18 protein-coding genes and 1 pseudogene are annotated in these 17,242 nt (G+C 42.2%); 8 read left to right on the top strand and 11 right to left on the bottom strand.

The window, feature by feature from the left end:
• Positions 1-35: 35 nt before the first annotated feature.
• The gene (locus tag ABID99_RS24965) at positions 36-743 is read right to left on the bottom strand and encodes a zinc metallopeptidase (protein WP_256337406.1); all 708 of its coding nucleotides are present in this window, start codon (positions 741-743) and stop codon (positions 36-38) included.
• A gap of 170 nt (positions 744-913) precedes the next feature.
• Here ABID99_RS24965 and ABID99_RS24970 point away from each other — a divergent pair, with 170 nt between their 5' ends.
• The 8 genes from ABID99_RS24970 (at position 914) to bshC (ending at position 7,827) form a co-directional block, all read left to right on the top strand.
• Positions 914-2,056 carry an NAD(P)/FAD-dependent oxidoreductase gene (locus tag ABID99_RS24970; protein ID WP_373615451.1) on the top strand — a complete coding sequence of 381 codons (1,143 nt, stop codon included), beginning with the start codon at positions 914-916 and terminating at the stop codon, positions 2,054-2,056.
• 302 nt (positions 2,057-2,358) lie between these two features.
• Complete coding sequence (gene rpmB / locus ABID99_RS24975; protein WP_022830076.1) at positions 2,359-2,592, top strand: 50S ribosomal protein L28; 234 nt, start codon at positions 2,359-2,361, stop codon at positions 2,590-2,592.
• Positions 2,593-2,673: 81 nt separating this feature from the next.
• Positions 2,674-2,856, top strand: coding sequence for a 50S ribosomal protein L33 (gene rpmG / locus ABID99_RS24980; protein ID WP_022830075.1), 183 nt, complete (start codon positions 2,674-2,676; stop codon positions 2,854-2,856).
• A gap of 83 nt (positions 2,857-2,939) precedes the next feature.
• Complete coding sequence (locus ABID99_RS24985; protein WP_090532298.1) at positions 2,940-3,104, top strand: DUF4295 domain-containing protein; 165 nt, start codon at positions 2,940-2,942, stop codon at positions 3,102-3,104.
• A gap of 206 nt (positions 3,105-3,310) precedes the next feature.
• Positions 3,311-4,276, top strand: coding sequence for a signal recognition particle-docking protein FtsY (ftsY, locus tag ABID99_RS24990; RefSeq protein ID WP_176625877.1), 966 nt, complete (start codon positions 3,311-3,313; stop codon positions 4,274-4,276).
• A gap of 41 nt (positions 4,277-4,317) precedes the next feature.
• Positions 4,318-4,695, top strand: coding sequence for a GxxExxY protein (locus ABID99_RS24995; protein ID WP_090532301.1), 378 nt, complete (start codon positions 4,318-4,320; stop codon positions 4,693-4,695).
• A 46-nt stretch (positions 4,696-4,741) separates the two neighbouring features.
• Positions 4,742-6,079, top strand: coding sequence for a 30S ribosomal protein S12 methylthiotransferase RimO (gene rimO / locus ABID99_RS25000; RefSeq protein WP_373615452.1), 1,338 nt, complete (start codon positions 4,742-4,744; stop codon positions 6,077-6,079).
• 131 nt (positions 6,080-6,210) lie between these two features.
• Positions 6,211-7,827, top strand: coding sequence for a bacillithiol biosynthesis cysteine-adding enzyme BshC (gene bshC / locus ABID99_RS25005; protein WP_373615453.1), 1,617 nt, complete (start codon positions 6,211-6,213; stop codon positions 7,825-7,827).
• 243 nt (positions 7,828-8,070) lie between these two features.
• Here bshC and ABID99_RS25010 read toward each other — a convergent pair whose 3' ends face one another.
• The 10 genes and pseudogenes from ABID99_RS25010 to ABID99_RS25055 form a co-directional block, all read right to left on the bottom strand.
• Positions 8,071-8,778 (bottom strand): peptidoglycan DD-metalloendopeptidase family protein, encoded by a 708-nt coding sequence (locus tag ABID99_RS25010; protein ID WP_373615454.1) that lies wholly within the window; start codon positions 8,776-8,778, stop codon positions 8,071-8,073.
• A gap of 9 nt (positions 8,779-8,787) precedes the next feature.
• Positions 8,788-9,166 (bottom strand): annotated as a pseudogene (gene rbfA / locus ABID99_RS25015) (30S ribosome-binding factor RbfA).
• A 99-nt stretch (positions 9,167-9,265) separates the two neighbouring features.
• Positions 9,266-9,631, bottom strand: coding sequence for a hypothetical protein (locus tag ABID99_RS25020; protein WP_176625886.1), 366 nt, complete (start codon positions 9,629-9,631; stop codon positions 9,266-9,268).
• A gap of 15 nt (positions 9,632-9,646) precedes the next feature.
• A complete protein-coding gene (locus ABID99_RS25025; protein ID WP_373615455.1) occupies positions 9,647-10,873 on the bottom strand; it encodes an ABC transporter permease in 1,227 nt (408 codons plus the stop codon).
• 62 nt (positions 10,874-10,935) lie between these two features.
• A complete protein-coding gene (locus tag ABID99_RS25030; RefSeq protein WP_373615456.1) occupies positions 10,936-11,574 on the bottom strand; it encodes an MBL fold metallo-hydrolase in 639 nt (212 codons plus the stop codon).
• Positions 11,575-11,634: 60 nt separating this feature from the next.
• Complete coding sequence (locus ABID99_RS25035) at positions 11,635-12,135, bottom strand: DUF2199 domain-containing protein (RefSeq protein ID WP_176625891.1); 501 nt, start codon at positions 12,133-12,135, stop codon at positions 11,635-11,637.
• Positions 12,136-12,141: 6 nt separating this feature from the next.
• Positions 12,142-12,666 (bottom strand): Uma2 family endonuclease, encoded by a 525-nt coding sequence (locus ABID99_RS25040; protein WP_176625894.1) that lies wholly within the window; start codon positions 12,664-12,666, stop codon positions 12,142-12,144.
• 54 nt (positions 12,667-12,720) lie between these two features.
• Positions 12,721-13,350, bottom strand: a complete 630-nt coding sequence (locus ABID99_RS25045) for a SprT-like domain-containing protein (protein ID WP_373615458.1) — start codon at positions 13,348-13,350, stop codon at positions 12,721-12,723.
• A 183-nt stretch (positions 13,351-13,533) separates the two neighbouring features.
• Entirely contained in the window at positions 13,534-14,751 is a 1,218-nt protein-coding gene (locus tag ABID99_RS25050) for a hypothetical protein (RefSeq protein ID WP_373615459.1), read from the bottom strand.
• Complete coding sequence (locus ABID99_RS25055; protein WP_373615460.1) at positions 14,744-17,152, bottom strand: DUF2339 domain-containing protein; 2,409 nt, start codon at positions 17,150-17,152, stop codon at positions 14,744-14,746. The genes ABID99_RS25050 and ABID99_RS25055 overlap by 8 nt, the downstream gene beginning before the upstream one ends.
• Positions 17,153-17,242: the final 90 nt, after the last annotated feature.

Raw genomic sequence — 17,242 nt, forward strand, 5'->3', positions numbered from 1 at the left:
TACAACAATCCTTCCCCCTTTAGGGGGTTAGGGGGTTAATTCCTCCTGTTAAATAAAAACGATGCATAGTAAACCAGCGTAGCCAGAGCGCTCAACGCGGCAACTACATAGGTCATGGCAGCCCACCAGAGGGCATCTTTTGCCATTTCATGTTCTTGTCCGGTTTGTACCACAGCATAATTGTTATCCAGCCACGCCAACGCCCGGCGACTTGCATCAAACTCAACCGGCAGGGTTATAAAGCTAAAAAATGTAACCAGTGCAAGCGCGGCAACACCAACTGCCAAAACATAAGGGCTACCTGAAAAGAATAACAGCATAATGCCGATGAACAAAGTCCACTGGGTAATAGTTGATGCCACGTTGATAACGGGCACCATAGCCGATCTGAAACTTAACCAGCCATAAGCCTCGGCGTGTTGTACGGCGTGGCCGCATTCATGTGCGGCGACAGCGGCAGCGGCAATGCTGCGGCTGTAAAAAACATCGGTACTCAGGTTCACTGTTTTTGTTTCGGGGTTATAATGATCCGTAAGCTGTCCTTCAACACAAATTACCTGTACATCAAAGATACCATGGGCGCGCAGCATCTTCACGGCTACTTCCTGTCCCGATAAGCCAGACATTAAGCCAATTTCAGAATACTGCTTAATTTTACTCCTGAACCGCCATTGTACAATAAAGCTTACCAGGGCAACAATAATCATCAGGAACCAGGCCGAGTTCGGCGCGATGTATCCCATAATTAATGATATGTGATTCATATGATTGATAAATATTAAGTTAAAACTAAGTAGGTTGAAACCTTACAAACGTTACAGCGCTTGTTCAAAAACTATTCCGCTTTAAGCAAAAAGTTTAAAAGCATTAGGCTACCTCAAAGTTTTTGCTTCCCGAATAGCTATTTTTGAACATGTTGGAGCCATCATTTTCATACTGGGAGCGTACAGCCTTTACCGATAACGCCGATGTTATCATTATTGGCAGCGGACTTGTTGGCCTTAGCGCCGCCCTTCAGTTAAAAAAACAGCAACCAACCTTAAAAGTTTTAGTATTGGAACGCGGCTTCCTACCGTCAGGCGCCAGTACTAAAAACGCTGGTTTTGCCTGTTTTGGTACAGTTTCGGAACAAATTGAGGCAATAAATCATTCATCAGAAACAGAGGCCGTGCGCTTGGTGACCTACAAGTGGAAAGGGCTGCAACGATTAAGGGAAAATTTGGGTGATGCTAACATCGATTATTATCAATATGGTGGACATGAACTTTTTATGGATCATGAGGAAAGCCATGCACGTGAGTGTATTGATCAAATAGACCACCTTAACAAATTATTACAACAAGCTATAGGCCATGCTGACATTTATTCAGTAGCTGATGAAAAAATTGCAGGCTTTGGCTTCAATAAAGTGAAGCATATCATATACAACCCTTTTGAAGGGCAGATCCAAACCGGCAAAATGATGCGTACTCTCTTATATAAAGCATACCAACTCGGCGTATTGGTACTTAATAATTGTAGCATTTCCGCTATTGGACAGGAAGATCAGCACATCAGGCTCGGCACTTCGCAAGGTATTTTTAAAGCGGGCAAAGTGATCCTGGCTACAAATGCTTTTGCAAGCCAGCTATATCCTCAGCTTGATGTAGTACCCGGCCGCGGACAGGTAATGATTACCAAGCCTGTTCCAGGGTTAAAACTTAAAGGCACTTATCATTTTAACCAGGGTTATTACTACTTCCGCAATATTGATGGGCGGGTATTGTTTGGCGGCGGCCGTAACCTCAATTATAAAGCGGAAGAAACCTGGGATTTTGGGCATACCGATGAAGTTAAACAGCAATTGATAAACTATCTGAACGAGGTGATCCTCCCCGGCCAAAATGTAGAGATTGATTATTGGTGGAGCGGCATCATGGGTTTCGGGCAGGAGATCAGCCCGATAGTAAAACAGGTGCAGCCTAATATTTTTTGCGCTGTGAGATGCAATGGCATGGGCGTTGCCATGGGGAGCTTGGTAGGTGAGGAAGTGGCAGAGTTGTTACTTAATTCGTAAGTAATTGATTTTCAAGAACCCGGTAAATTACTCGCCGATTTTGTCTGAACTCGAATTTATGAAATTAAAAGAATTCATCGAATTTGCTTAGCATTCTGTTAATTGATCAAATTCCATCAATTCGAGTTCAGACGACAGCAACACAGGTAAGAATAACCTGTTATTAGCTAAATAGATAAGCGCCTGGCACTACTGTAAATCTTTTTTGAAATTTTTTTTAATCACTGTTGAATATTTGATTTAAAAGTCTGATATTTGCAAACTCTTTTTGGATAAAGGGTTGATAATTAAAAATATTTGTCATGTCAAGAATTTGTGATCTAACAGGAAAAGGATCTATCGTAGGTAACAACGTTTCAAACTCAAACGTTAAAACAAAACGCAGGTTTCATCCTAACTTGAAACTTAAAAAGTTTTATATTCCTGAAGAAGATAAATGGATTACCTTAAAGGTATCTACTTCTGCTGTAAAAACTATCAGCAAAAACGGTATTACCGCCTGCATCAATAAATTTGTTAAAAAAGGCTACATTTAGTAGTTGACTTTCAAGTTTAGCAGTATAATAAATTGAAAAATTACGTAAGCCGTGAGGTGACACGTACAACATAAAAAGAAAATGGCAAAAAAAGGCAACAGGGTTCAGGTGATTTTAGAGTGCACCGAACACAAAACAAGCGGTATGCCAGGCATGTCTCGCTATATCACCACTAAGAACAAAAAAAATACAACTGAAAGATTAGAGTTGAAAAAATTCAACCCTGTTTTGAGGAAAGTAACCGTTCACAAAGAGATTAAATAATTAGTTGACCGGATTGATTGGCTCATTAAGTTTTATCTTGATATAGCCAACTCAATAATTCACTAAATCAATAATTAAACAACATGGCAAAGAAAGTAGTTGCAACGCTGAAAGTAGCAGGTAAAGGCAAAGAATATTCAAAAGTGATCACCATGAATAAATCACCTAAAACTGGTGCTTATTCATTCAAAGAGCAAATTGTCCCTAACGATTTAGTTAAGGATGCAATTGCAGGTAAAACTATATAATCACTCTTTGATTAAAATATTGAAGCCGTCTTGTTTTAACGAGAGGGCTTTTTTTGTTGAATGAAATTAGATGTGCAAATTTCAGGTGTGCAAATGCGCAGATGAAGAAAGGTGATTTGATATGGCAACATATTTGAATACTGAAATTAGTACATTGAACAAACAATCTGCACATCTGAAATTAGCACATTTGCATATCAACGAACATGGGATTATTTGATTTTTTTAAGAAAAAGGAAAACACGCAGCAGGAACAGCAGGCGCTTGATACCGGTTTGGAAAAAACCAAGGATAACTTTTTTTCAAAGATCACCAAAGCCATCGCCGGTAAATCAACCGTTGATGATGATGTGTTGGATGAGCTGGAAGAGATCCTGGTTACATCCGACGTTGGCGTAAGCACCACGCTCAAGATCATTGACAGGATCCAGGCCCGTGTTGCCCGGGATAAATATGTAAGCACAAACGAGCTGAACGCCCTGTTAAAAGATGAAATTCAGCAACTGCTTGCCGAAAACAACAGTAACGACTTCCGCAATTTTGAATATGGCGATCATAAGCCATACGTAATTATGGTAGTTGGCGTTAACGGCGTAGGTAAAACCACCACCATAGGCAAGCTGGCCCATAAGCTTAAGCAGGCTGGCAACCAGGTTGTTTTAGGCGCTGCCGATACCTTTCGTGCAGCCGCGGTTGACCAGATTAAACTTTGGGGTGAACGTGTTGGTGTAAAAGTTGTTGCTCAGGCTATGGGTTCCGATCCTGCTTCAGTTGCTTATGATACCCTTCGTTCGGCTGTGGCCAATGGCGATGATGTAGCTATTATAGATACTGCCGGCCGTTTGCATAATAAAGTTGGTTTGATGAACGAGCTAACCAAAATCAAGAACGTGATGCAAAAGGTGATCCCCGGTGCTCCGCATGAGATACTGCTGGTACTGGACGCCTCAACCGGGCAAAACGCCATTGAGCAATGCAAGCAGTTTACCGAAGCTACCAATGTAAACGCCCTGGCGCTAACCAAATTGGATGGTACAGCTAAAGGTGGTGTGGTTATAGGAATATCAGATCAGTTTAAGATTCCGGTTAAATATATAGGTGTTGGCGAGGGAATGGATCACCTGCAGCTGTTTGACAGGCAGGCGTTTGTTGACAGCTTGTTTAAAGCTTGATTTTTTGATTTCAGTGATTTTTTTGATTTCACCGATTACCCATGGCAAGTTATGAAAACGATTCATTAACAGAGAGAATAATAGGCTGTTGCTTTGAAGTTCATAAACATTTAGGGCCAGGGTTTATCGAAAAAGTATACTCAAAAGCTTTACAACATCAGTTACAAATAGAAGGTTTAGCTTTCGAAACAGAAAAGAAATTCGAATTATATTTTAAGGAAAAGTGTGTTGGAGAATTTAGATGTGATTTTTTTATTGAAGGCAAAGTTATTGTTGAACTAAAAGCAGTGACCGGCCCTTTTTTACCGATAATTTTCCAAAAGCAACTCTTATCCTATTTAAAAGCAAGTAAAATCAAGACAGGCTTATTGATTAACTTTGGCAATGTAAGTTGTTCAATTAAAAGACTGTCTGTATAAATGGAATCAGTGAAATCAAAAAAATCACTGAAATCAATTGGAAATAATGAAGACAAAAGAAATTTCCCGTCCATCTGTTAAGCAAGCCAAACCCCGTGTAAACGTGGTTACGTTAGGTTGCTCAAAAAATATTTACGATTCGGAGATATTAATGGGCCAACTGAAGGGCAACCAGTTTGATGTGGTGCATGAGGCCGAGAAGGTAGGCAAAAATGATATTATAGTAATTAATACCTGTGGCTTTATTGATAATGCCAAGCAGGAATCGATAGATACTATTCTGCAATACAGCGAACTTAAGGAGCAGGGCAAAGTAGGTAAGGTAATTGTTACCGGCTGCCTGAGCGAGCGTTACAAGCCTGAGCTTGAAGCCGAGATCACCAACGTTGATGCCTATTTCGGTACCAATGATCTGCAAAACCTGTTGGCTTCTGTAGGTGCAAATTACAAGCACGAACTTATTGGCGAGCGTTTATTAACAACGCCATCGCATTTTGCTTATTTTAAAATTGCTGAGGGCTGTAACCGTCCGTGCTCGTTTTGTGCCATCCCTTTAATGAGGGGTAAACACCTGAGTTCGCCGATTGAACAATTGGTTGAGGATGCAAAAAAACTCGCTAAAAACGGAACAAAAGAATTGATCCTGATTGCACAGGATTTAACCTATTACGGTCTCGACCTTTACGGCAAACGTAACCTGGATGAGCTGCTCCGCCGTTTATCTGATGTGAACGGTATCGAGTGGATCAGGTTGCAATATGCTTACCCTTCAGGTTTCCCGATGGAGATCCTGGATGTGATGAACGAGCGTGAAAATATTTGCAAATACATGGATATGCCTTTGCAGCACATCACCGATAATATGCTTAAATCAATGCGCCGGGGCATCACCAAACAAAAAACCATTGATATCGTGAACGAGATCCGCGACCGCGTACCGGGCATTGCTATGCGTACTACATTAATCACCGGTTACCCGGGCGAAACCCAGCAGGATTTTGAAGAGATGGCACAATGGGTTGAGGATACCAGGTTCGACCGTTTGGGCTGTTTCACCTATTCGCACGAGGAAAAGACCCATGCTCATACTTTGGTTGATGATGTACCTGAAGAAGTAAAACAGGAGCGTGCCGATGCCATCATGGAAATCCAGCAGGGCATTTCTTTTGATAAAAACCAGGAAAAGATTGGCAATATTTATAAAGTGCTGATTGATAAAAAGGATGGTGGCTACTTTGTTGGCCGTACAGAATTTGATTCGCCCGAGGTTGATAACGAAGTTTTGATTGATGCCAGCATTGATTATGCTACCGTTGGCAGCTTTGTTAACGTAAAGATAGACAGCGCAGAAGACTTTGACCTTTATGGACAAATTGTAAAATAATGTTAATTTGCGGTCGGCTGTAAAGCGATTTGCGATTTATAATCTAATTTCGACATCAGCATTTAATTTTATTTGCTGATGTTTTGTTTTAGGGGAAATCTGAACTGAGCATCCAAAACCCGAAATCAACAATGGACGCATCCTGTATAAGTTATAAAGACACCGGTTTTTTTTCAAGCACAGTTGCCGAATATATCGACAATAAACCCGAACTACGGCCTTTTTATGGTTACCGCCCGGATATGGCCGGTTTTGCCGAATTTTTGAAAAACAAAAAGGTAGTTGCTGATCGCGAAGTGCTGGTACGTGTTTTAACTAAGCAGTACGAGTGTTTAGGCAAAGAGCCGGGTAAATTATGTACTTATTCAACTGCCCTTACAGCCCAAAACCTGGAGCTGTTAAAGCAGGATAATACCTTTACCATTACAACCGGTCACCAGCTTAATATCTTCGCCGGGCCTTTATATTTCCTTTATAAAATTGCAACGGCTATCAAACTGGCTCGGCAATTGAAAACCGCCCATCCCGATAAAAATTTTGTGCCTGTTTACTGGATGGCCAGCGAAGACCACGACTTTGCCGAGATTAACTATACCAACATTGGCGGTAAAAAAGTACACTGGTGGTATGAGGCTTCGGGGGCAACCGGCCGTATCGACCCGGTGAGTATACGCCAGGCGCTTAACCAGTACAAAGGTGTTTTAGGCATGGAAGGCCATGCAACCGAGCTCGCCGAAATTGTTGAAACCGCCTATACCAAATTTGATAAGCTGGCCGATGCTACCCGTTATCTGGTTAATTCACTTTTTGGGCAATATGGTTTGGTGATCATCGATGCCGATGATCATGAGTTTAAAAAAGAGTTCGCGCCTGTTATGGAGCAGGACATCATCGGTCAGCATAGTTTTAAAAACATTACCGAAACTAACCAAAAGCTGCACGAGCTTGGTGTACACATCCAGGTTAACCCACGCGAGATCAATTTCTTTTACCTGAAAGATCAGCTTCGCGAGCGGATAGTTTTCGAGAATGACAGCTACCAGGTGCTCAATACTGAAATCAGGTTTACTGAAGCTGAGCTGAAAAAGGAGATCGCCGAATATCCCGAACGCTTTAGCCCTAATGTGGTGATGCGCCCGCTGTACCAGGAATGTATTTTACCAAACATTGCCTACATCGGTGGTGGTGCAGAGGTAGTTTACTGGCTCGAGTTGAAATCCAATTTTGATCATTATAAAATTGATTTCCCTATCCTCGTCCTTCGCAACTCGGCTTTGGTGATCAAAAAAGAACAGGCCGCCAAGGTTGAACGTATGAACCTTGACGCTATAGACCTGTTTAAACAAAGCGATGCCCTGCAAACCTATTGGATCAAAAAGCACAGCGGCCATAACCTGAGCATTGCCGAAGAATGGCGCGAAATGGAAAACCTTTTTGAGAAAATAAAACTCCGCGCCCACAAGATAGATCCTACCCTTTCACCATCAGCTGCGGCTGTACAGGCCCGCCTTAAAAAGGCCATGGATAACCTTGAAAAGAAACTAATCCGTGCCGAAAAAAGAAATTACAGTGTACGGTTGGAGCAACTAACCGCTGTCAAAGCCGAGCTCTTCCCGAAAGACAGCCTGCAGGAGCGTTCTGAAAACTTCGGCCTCATGTATGTAAAATGGGGGCAAACTTTTATTGATGAGCTTATCCGCTTGTTTGAACCGCTTGATTTTAAGTTTACGGTATTAACGGAAAAATGACAGCAGGGCGCACAAGTTATCCCAGCACCGGCCCCTTTTAGCGCAAGTCTTGTGTGGGGGATATAAGCGTGGATGACTTGTGCTTTTCCGAATGTATCGTCCTAAAAAAGTTTACAGTTTAAATGCTAAATCCTGTTATACGTTTACGCAGAAGGCACAAGTTACCTCAGCATTTGCAATCACACAAAACTTGCGCCAGCTAAGAATTGTGAGGGAGACGCAATTATGCATCTCTACGGGGTGCTACCCTACATTCACCGCCCTCGGAAACCTCAATATCAAGCCGGGGTCAGGTATATTCTTCTGCCAGATCTCTTTTTCTGAAAACTTAGCTACACCGGGATAATCGCCCTGTTTACCTTCCATATCAAACATCAGCTGAAAATGTAAATGCGGCGGCCAATGGCCGTTTTCATCGGCATTGCCAAGGGTTGCTATTTGGCTGTTTTTAGACACAGGCATACCTTTAGAAAGCCCGTTCAGGCTTTTACGGCTTAAATGCCCGTACAGGCTATAAAGGGTTAAGCCATCAAGGTCGTGTTGTAAAATAATGGTTGGGCCGTAATCGCCAATGGTATTATTATCCTGGTAACTGTGCACAATGCCATCAAGCGGGGCATATACCTGCGTTCCGGCACCGCTCCAGATATCGACGCCCAAATGCAGGCGCCGGGGCTCATCATCTGTGTCAAAATGACTGCTAAAGGCATAAATGGTACGGTGCTCCATGTACCCGCCAATACCGTAACGGCAATTGTTGTCGCGCAGTTTTTCATTCACTAACTGGCTAAACATCCAAGGCATGTTAATAACCTCAGCCGTCAATTCCTTATTGGCGGCAGTAAGGTCAAAATGGTAAAGGCGGTCATGGTCTGCATCAAAATCAACCACTTTGCCAATGGCTTCGGGATGATTGTTAACGTAATTAGCAAACAAGGTGTGCCGGTCCATCAGTGGCTATTAGTTTTCTTCGGTATCGGGCTGGCGTTCCTCTTTACTGATCTTATCAAAGATCTTGTCCATGCGTTCAACGTATTCGCTGGTATCGTCAACAAAAAACTCAAGCTGCGGAATGATCCTTACCTGGTCTTTGATGCGGGCGCCCAGTTTGTACCTGATCTCCGAAGCGTGCGATTTGATGGTATGCAAAGCGGTTTGCACATTAGGGTTACCCAAAAAGCTTAAAAATATAGCGGGCTATGGCCAAATCGGGTGTTACGCGTACCTTGGTGATAGTTATCAGGGTATTAGGCAAATAATTCATGCCCTCGCGCTGAAAAATTGTTGCAAGGTCTTCCTGTATTACTCCGGCAAATTTTTGCTGACGTTTTGATTCCATGGGTTGTTAGTTACGCCGATAAGGCAGATGAGTGTTTAATGCTTAATGCAAAAGCCTAAGTTATTGTTTTAGGCTTTTATTAACAATGGCGGCAGGGGGTTAATTACATACGTCCTGCGGGATCTCTTTGGTTATTTTTACTACTTTTTTTACAACGAGTGTACTGTCATATTCAGACCCGCGACCAACATCGCCCGATTTTGATTTGATGCCCTCAACCTCAACGTAAACCGGTTCGTAGGGTTTTTCGAAATTGAGCTGCGAATACTGAAGCTCCAGTTGCGCCGAACTGTCAACAGCCCAAAACTCCTGGCCGCTATCGCAATCTTTAAATGATTTAATTTCGGGCCCTGCGCTATACAAGCCTTTATAAAGCGTAACCCCATCTTTTTTATGGGCATCATTATTACATGCATAAACAGTAATAACAACAAGCAGCAAAACAAAAACTTTGATATACCTCATACCCATTTAACAAATTTACAAATCCTGTTTGATTTCATCCAATCCTTTAATACTTAAACGGGCGCTGATGCCGGCAGCTATTACCGAAATGCCGCCAACGGTTAGCAGCACCAGGCCAAAATCCTTAATTTTAAGGTCGATAGGATACGAGTCTAACACCGACATTTTGGCCCCCATTTTTATCCATCCGTAATGCTGCTGCAGCACGCAAAAAATGGAGCCCAGCGTTATGCCGATAATACAGCCAATAGCGGTGATCATCATTCCCTCAAAAAAGAAAATCCCCTGGATCATATTTTTATTGGCGCCCAGTCCGCTTAAAATGGCAATGTCCTTGCGCTTATCAATAACCAGCATGGTTAACGAGCCAATGATATTAAATATTGCGATGATAAGCACAAAGGTAAGGATCATGTAAACCGCCCAGCTTTCGTAATTAAGGGTTTTGTAAAGTTCGCTGTTTTGTTCCTTGCGGTTTTTTACGGTAAAGTCTTTCCCTATTTTATCCTGGATGTCTTTTTGCATGGCATCGATATTGGTGCCGCGCTTAAAATTAAGCTGTAGTGAAGAAACATTTACCGGCTGGTCAAGCAGGTCGCGGGCAAACTCTATGGGGGTTATGGCTATATCATCAAACTCCTGTTGTGTGTCGAATACGCCCGATGGGTTAATGCTGCGTACAACAAATTCATTTAAAGGATTAGCCGAGTTTTCCGCATCGCGCCGCGGCGAATAGATCTGCATGGACGAAAGCTCGTCATGAACATTAATACCTAAGCTCCCCTGTATGGTAGCGCCAATAACGGCAAAATTTTGATCGCCGCTTTTAAGCGTGAATGAGCCGCTGGCTATGGTACTGTCGAGCTGGTTGTTTTTCAAAAAATCATCGCTCACGCCCATTACGGTACCTAAAAATGGTTTATCGCCATATTTGATCAGGGCTTTTTCCTGCAATACTTCGGTAAATGAAAATACGCGCGCATCTTTATGCAAAGAGGCGAAATAAGATGTATTGGGATTGAAGGTTTTGCCAACCTTGGCTTCTATCTTTATTTCGGGCGTAAAATTACTGTATTGCGAAAGGATAAATTTTTCAAAACCATTGAACACCGAAAGGATAATGAGCAAAGCCGCGCTGCCAATGAGCACCCCCAACATGGATATACCCGAAATAATATTGATAGCATGCATTTTTTTGCCCGAGAACAGGTAACGCTTTGCTATGTAAATGGAGGTGTTCAATTGTGTGGGAATTATGCGTTCAGGTTTTGTTTATGCTTTATAAAACGTTACTATGGGGTTAACTAAGTTAAAAACGGATTGTTTTGTTTTTCGTAGCCGATGGTTGTTTCGGGGCCGTGGCCGGGATAAACCGTAACATCATCGGGCAGGGTAAACAGCTTGGTTTCGATGTTATCAATCAGTTGGGTGAAGTTACCTCCCGGCAAATCCGTACGACCGATGCTTTGCCTGAACAGGACATCGCCCCCTATCAGGATCTTAGCCTCTTTATCATAAAAACACAAGTGAGCAGGCGAATGGCCGGGTGCGAATATCAAGTGTAGCGTAGTGTTGCCAAAATGGATGGTCCCGGTTTCGGGCAAAAATTCATCAGGCATAGGTGATACATCGTAACGGAAGCCCATAGATGGCGCATAAGCTACCACAGCAGCCAATACTTCCGACTCGCCAACGTGGAAACGGGGCTTAAGGCCATACTGTTCGAATACAAATTTATTGCCAAGCACATGATCGATATGGCAATGGGTGTTGAGCAGCATAACAGGCTTGAGGTTATTGTTTTTGATAAAGCTAACCACGGTGTTTTGCTCTGGTGCGGTATACATGCCCGGGTCAATGATCACACATTCGCCGGTTTCATCATACAAAACATAAGTATTTTCCTGGTAAGGGTTATTTACAAATGATATAACTTTTGCCATGCGGTAAAAGTACGGAATAAATTGATTGGGTGTTGAAGGTTAAGAATTGAGTATGGAAAGCTATTTAGTTAATAGCATGTCTATTCTTCTTTGAGCTTCGGATAAACTTATTCCTTCAAAATAATCCTTCACAAAAGGATGGTCAAAATCATCATGAGGTACAACTTCCGGTCGGTTATTACCTGCCTGGGTAAATACGTTGGTATAAATATTCATGGTGTTTTCATAACCCAGTAAATTATTGGAAAGGTATCCGAAATATCCTGCTAAGTAATTTTCGTTATTGAAGTTATGCATGTAATCATTAAAGCTTTTTTCACTCAACGACACCCAAATACTATAATATAGGTTATCACAATGGTCATTAACTTTTTGCATCAAAGTGCACCTGATAAAGCGATCTGTTTGTTGAGGCTTATGAATGATACAATGATCAGAGCCCATTTCAGCAATTGTATCTTTTTCTTCCTCCGTAAGTTGGCTATAGGTGGCGGGAGCGCCATATGTAATAGAGGGCCAATCTTCATGCACCATGCCGCAGTTTGCACATCTGTAGCTCATTTTATATTATAAATTGAAACTGCATCCCAAAATCGCGGAGGTGATTTTGCCGGTGAGCTCGTATATCAGTTCGTATTGGCGGGATTCGTTATAGGCAAACATAACCACCTTTTTATCTTCCGGATCGATAATAAAGTATTCTTTTACGCCCGCCTTTTCATACAAACTTTTCTTTTTTAAAGTATCATGAATGCGGTTGCCGGATAATATTTCAAAAACAACATCAGGTGCGCCATGAATACCATCCTTTTGAATAATTGATTTATTTTCATTCAGGATCACCAGTACATCCGGTTGCAAAACGGATTGTTCCTGTTCAAAATAAACATCAGCAGGCGCATGCAGAATTACACCTTTGCCTGTTTCTTCTAAAAAGTTATATAACAGCGCCGAAAGCTTTACGGAAATGAATTGATGATCGGTGTTAGGTGCCGGGGTCATGATGAGTTGGTTGTACAACACTTCGCACCTGGTACCCTCGGGCAGCATCCGGTATATATCGACAGCAGTTGCAGGGATGGTAGTACTCATGTTGTAAATACTTTTATGCTAATTTAGTTAAAACGGCTTAAATAAAAAAGTATGCTACGCCGCCGTTGCCCCTTCAATCAACTCCACCTCCGCTACCGGGCTAAACAGATAGATACGCTTAGTAGCTACTTCGGTACATTTAAAGCGCTTACGCAGCTTTTCGTCTTTGCGGAACACTCTACCGTCCTTTAGCTTAAACAATGCCTTAATCGGGATCTTTTCTACCGTTAAAATTGCTTCGGATGTTTTGGGGGGATCATATTTGCGCAGCGAGCGGTACAGGTTCAAATCTGAGCAGCTTGACGCCGCCGGGTTATCCAGGTAGTTTACAATAGCCTTTTTAACATCTGCCGGGAAAATCTCTTTTTCAAAAAATGGCTGCATCATTTTTTTGAAATTGTTTTTCCATTCTGTTCCGTGAGGTTTGGCTTTTTGCTTATGCTCGTTCCAGGTATGCAGGTGTGCAAACTCATGCACTGTAGTTACCAGGAAAGCATAGGGGTTAAGGTCGTAATTAACCGAGATACGGTGACCTTTGCCGCCATAAGGTGAGCGGTAATCGCCAAATTTACTGTTACGGTTGCGCGAAATTTTAAATTCACATTTGAAGTAGTCAATCCACCGGGCAATGAGCGGGGCCGCTTCTGCCGGTAGATATTTCTCTAAAACTTTTACTTTATCCAATTTTTACCTCAATACAAATGTAAGAATTTGTGGTTGATAGTCCATAAACCATAGTCGATGGTTTGTAAAACTTTGATTTACTCTCTAAGCTTCTGCTGACGGTTATTTGCTCTAAAGTATAAGTCTGCCGGGATGGGCAAACCTCTACATCCAATCTCATCCTAAATTTAAAGGGTGTAAATCTTATCTTTCCCCTTCCTTTTTCTTCACCTCCCTGGTCATCTTCAAAGTCAACAACAACAACAACCCTAACGAAACAATAATAGCCACCCAAATCAGTACAGTGTAATCTTTCCCGGCAGGTTTTGCTGCCACTGCATAGCCGGTATTTTTAACAACAGCCTCATGTTTAATAACCGGGGTGTTCCCTCCAATACTATCAGCAAAAAACTTAAGATCATATTCCGGTGCCTGAGCTGAAGGATCGCCGACCAGGAACCGATAGCTTTGCTTGGCTTCAAGGTAGCTGATCAAATATTCGTCAGATTGAAACGCTTTGATCTCGCCGATGCTCAGCGGCTGATTATCGCCGTTGCTTATCTCTATTAACAGGTGGTTGGCTTTTGCTGCAATTAACAGATCAGTTGTTTTATCTGATGACAGTTCGGCTTCGCTCAAGAGCTCCCTGCCATTGTTTATAAACTGGCAAACGGTAACACTTCGTTTATAATACCTTGGTGCGCTGATATTGAGGTGCAATTTGTTTACCTGGTAATTATCGTTCAGCTTAATGTCGATAAAGGTAGTTTTATTACTATCGGTACGGGTGATGTCTAAAGGCGCAACAGGCGTGTAACTTTGAACTGTTGATGCGTACTCTGTATAAATGCCGGCCTCCAAAAACTTAACCGGGTTTTTGTTTTTATCGTTTACCTGGATTTTTAAATAGCGATAGTTACTCGCCGGGAAGGATAACGATTGCAGGTAGGTGCCTTCACTGTTTTGTACAGCTTCCTGCAAGGGGATCTCTTCCTGGATGGCAAACCACTGTTTCAGATCATCGCTGCCCAGCAGGTTCACTTTACGTTTTACGGCTGTGTTTTGCAGCCTGATCCAAAGGCGGTCGAGTACCAGTCCGGTTTTATTTTCTATGATAAAAACAGTACTGGTATCGGTTTTTGGCGTGTTACTGATCTCCGGGAAAACAACAAAGCTTTGCTGGCTTCTTTGCGGCAGGCTGCCAGCCTGGATGTAAGGCACAAAGTCGCCTTTCGCGTCTGCAATGCGAATGTCCGACAGGTCGGGTTTGGCCTTTGCTACCAATTCCGGCTGTAAGCCAATGCGGTAAAAACCGGTGCTGTCAATCTTGTGCAGCGCGGCTTTATATTTAAAATTTTTTTGTGCCGATGCCGGTAATATAGCCCCGCAAAGCAGCAGTGTTAAAAGTATTAGCTTATTCATTTTTTTTAGCTTCATCATCGGCAATGGATCTTTTTGCTGTTCGCTGGTACATAAAGGCCACAATAAGCAATAGTACTCCCAAACAAAAGAAAGCAGCTATTTTACCCCAAACCGGGATGTTTTTAATATCGAACAAAAATAATTTTAATAGTGTGAGCGAGAACAGCGTTAGCGAAGCTACACGCATCACCCGCAGTTTGTACCTCATGCCCAGCCACATCAATGCGAAGGAAAGCAGTCCCCATAATACGGGTAAGCCGGTTTTTACGTATACGGTTTCTATTTGATCGATAGAATTAGCTTTACTAAAAAATAGCAGGTTGCTCATCAGGCTCACCTCAAAACTTAAAAACAATACAACGCCCGCGCTTAATACCCAGGTAAACGCTTTTTTCAGGCCTTCGTTCATATTTTGCTGACATAAGCGGATCACCCTGTAAAACAACAGACCGATAAATACAGCACCAATCCAATGTGCCATAAAATGACTGATCGACGGCTTCTTAGTTTCGAGCATCAAATGTTGCAGCGAATAATATTGTGGTGTAAGTAACAGGTAAACAACCAGGCAGATGAACAGTATCACAAATTTTGTGTTGCTGCTAAAATTGATAACCTGTATTTTGGGCGATGACGTATAGTAGATAAATACAAACACAGGCGTATACACCATCGCATATAAAATATTAAGGTTGGTATCCGGGTAATGGTTCAGGAACTGGTGGTTGATTTCCAGCAGACCGCTTAAAAATAAAAGCACAAGCGCGGCTACCCCAAAAAGTTGATCGGTGAAAACATTGGTATGCTCCAGCTTGGTTGCGTCCTTTTTAACCAATACCGAAAGTAAAAATGAACTCACAGCAGCGAATAGTGTAGTGATGAAACCCTTATTGGCAATAATGGTCAAACTCAAACTGTAGTTACCATAAGTTTGGAACAGATCCATTAACAAGCTCAGCAGCATGGCTATCCATAAAAACACAGATGTATATTTTATAAGCTGGATGCCCGAGCGCAGGTACAACCAGTAAAGCAGCACCGTTTCCGAAGCCCAGAAAATGGTAATGTTATTGCCATGCAACTGAATAGGAGCAGCTAACGAAATAAACGTGAGCGTAATGCCGATAAGCAGGTACAAAATATTAGTATCCACCTTACGATTGCGGAACAGGACGTATGAAAGCACCAGGTTTACCACAGCCAGGCAAATACAAAACAAACCCCGGTATTGCTCAGCATGCATCATGGTTAACAGGTACAGGCCGGTAGCAAAATATAACCCGGTATTGAGCAGCAAAATGCTGAAATCGGACGCGATAAATTTTTTGTTTTCGCGTACGTTGTTGGCTATGTTGATAAAAAAGTAAAGCGCGTAAAAAATGCTGGCGTAAATAAAGCCGAAATGGTAGGTAGGAGGTTTAAGTGTATACAGCACCGTTGAAAAAACAATTACCGTAAAACCAAACGAAACAATGTTAAGCACCCTCCATGCTTTATAGTACGCAATGATGAGCAGCCCGGTATTTAATATCAGCAGATAAATAAACAGGCCGTTATAGTTGGCGCTTCCGTTGCTCACCATAAAAGGACTGGCAAAACCGCCAACCAAAGCAATTACGGCCAGTTCCTGCTTATCATATAATAAGGAGAGTACCACTGCAAAAATGGTGATCACAATTAAAATGATGAATGCTGTTGTTTGGCTATTAAACAAGTTAAACTGTTGATAGGCCAGCGTTATGGTAAAATAAAACACAGCCAGACCACCGCCCACCAATACTGAGCTGAACGCTTTATAACTGTTGCGGAGTGCGTGTGCAACACCAATCAAAATACCGCCGCAAACAATACCTATGCCCACGCGGCCTACTAAGCCTATCCAATCGTTATCGATAGCATATTTTACAAAGAAGCCAATGGCCAGCACCAGGATGGCTATGCCTATTTTATTGATGAGATTTTCGCCAATGAATTTTTCCAGGTCGGGATGGCGCTCAAAGAAAGACGGCCTGGGCTGCAAAGGTTTCGCGGGCCTAAAATCGCGTGTTTTTATAGGGCGATTGATAATCGACTGGCTGTCTTCAATAACTTCGGGCTGCCGTTCAATTTTTGGAGGTGTAATAGGTTCTGGTTTTATCTCTGCCTCAACAGGAGCTTTCGGTTTTTCAACAGGATGTTCTGGTATAAAAGGTGCAGGTGGCGGAGCTATGATTGCAGGTGCCCGTTCTTCTGCTTTTTTGACATCTTCAGCACCCGGCCGGGTTATCTTAAGCTGTTCAATAATACCTTTTAGTTCGAATATTCTAAATTCAAGTTCTTTGATCTTATTGTTTAAACTGCCCTTGTGGTTCAGCATTATTATAATGATCACCACTAATAAAAAGACGGCTAATACATCCATAGTTTTAGGTTTGTAAAAAATAAAGATAACGGAATTATGAAATATTCCACTATCAGGCCTGCCGGCCAATAGGCATATTGCATATAAATT

The organism is Mucilaginibacter sp. OAE612, assembly GCF_041806395.1.
Taxonomy (GTDB): Bacteria; Bacteroidota; Bacteroidia; order Sphingobacteriales; family Sphingobacteriaceae; genus Mucilaginibacter; species Mucilaginibacter rubeus.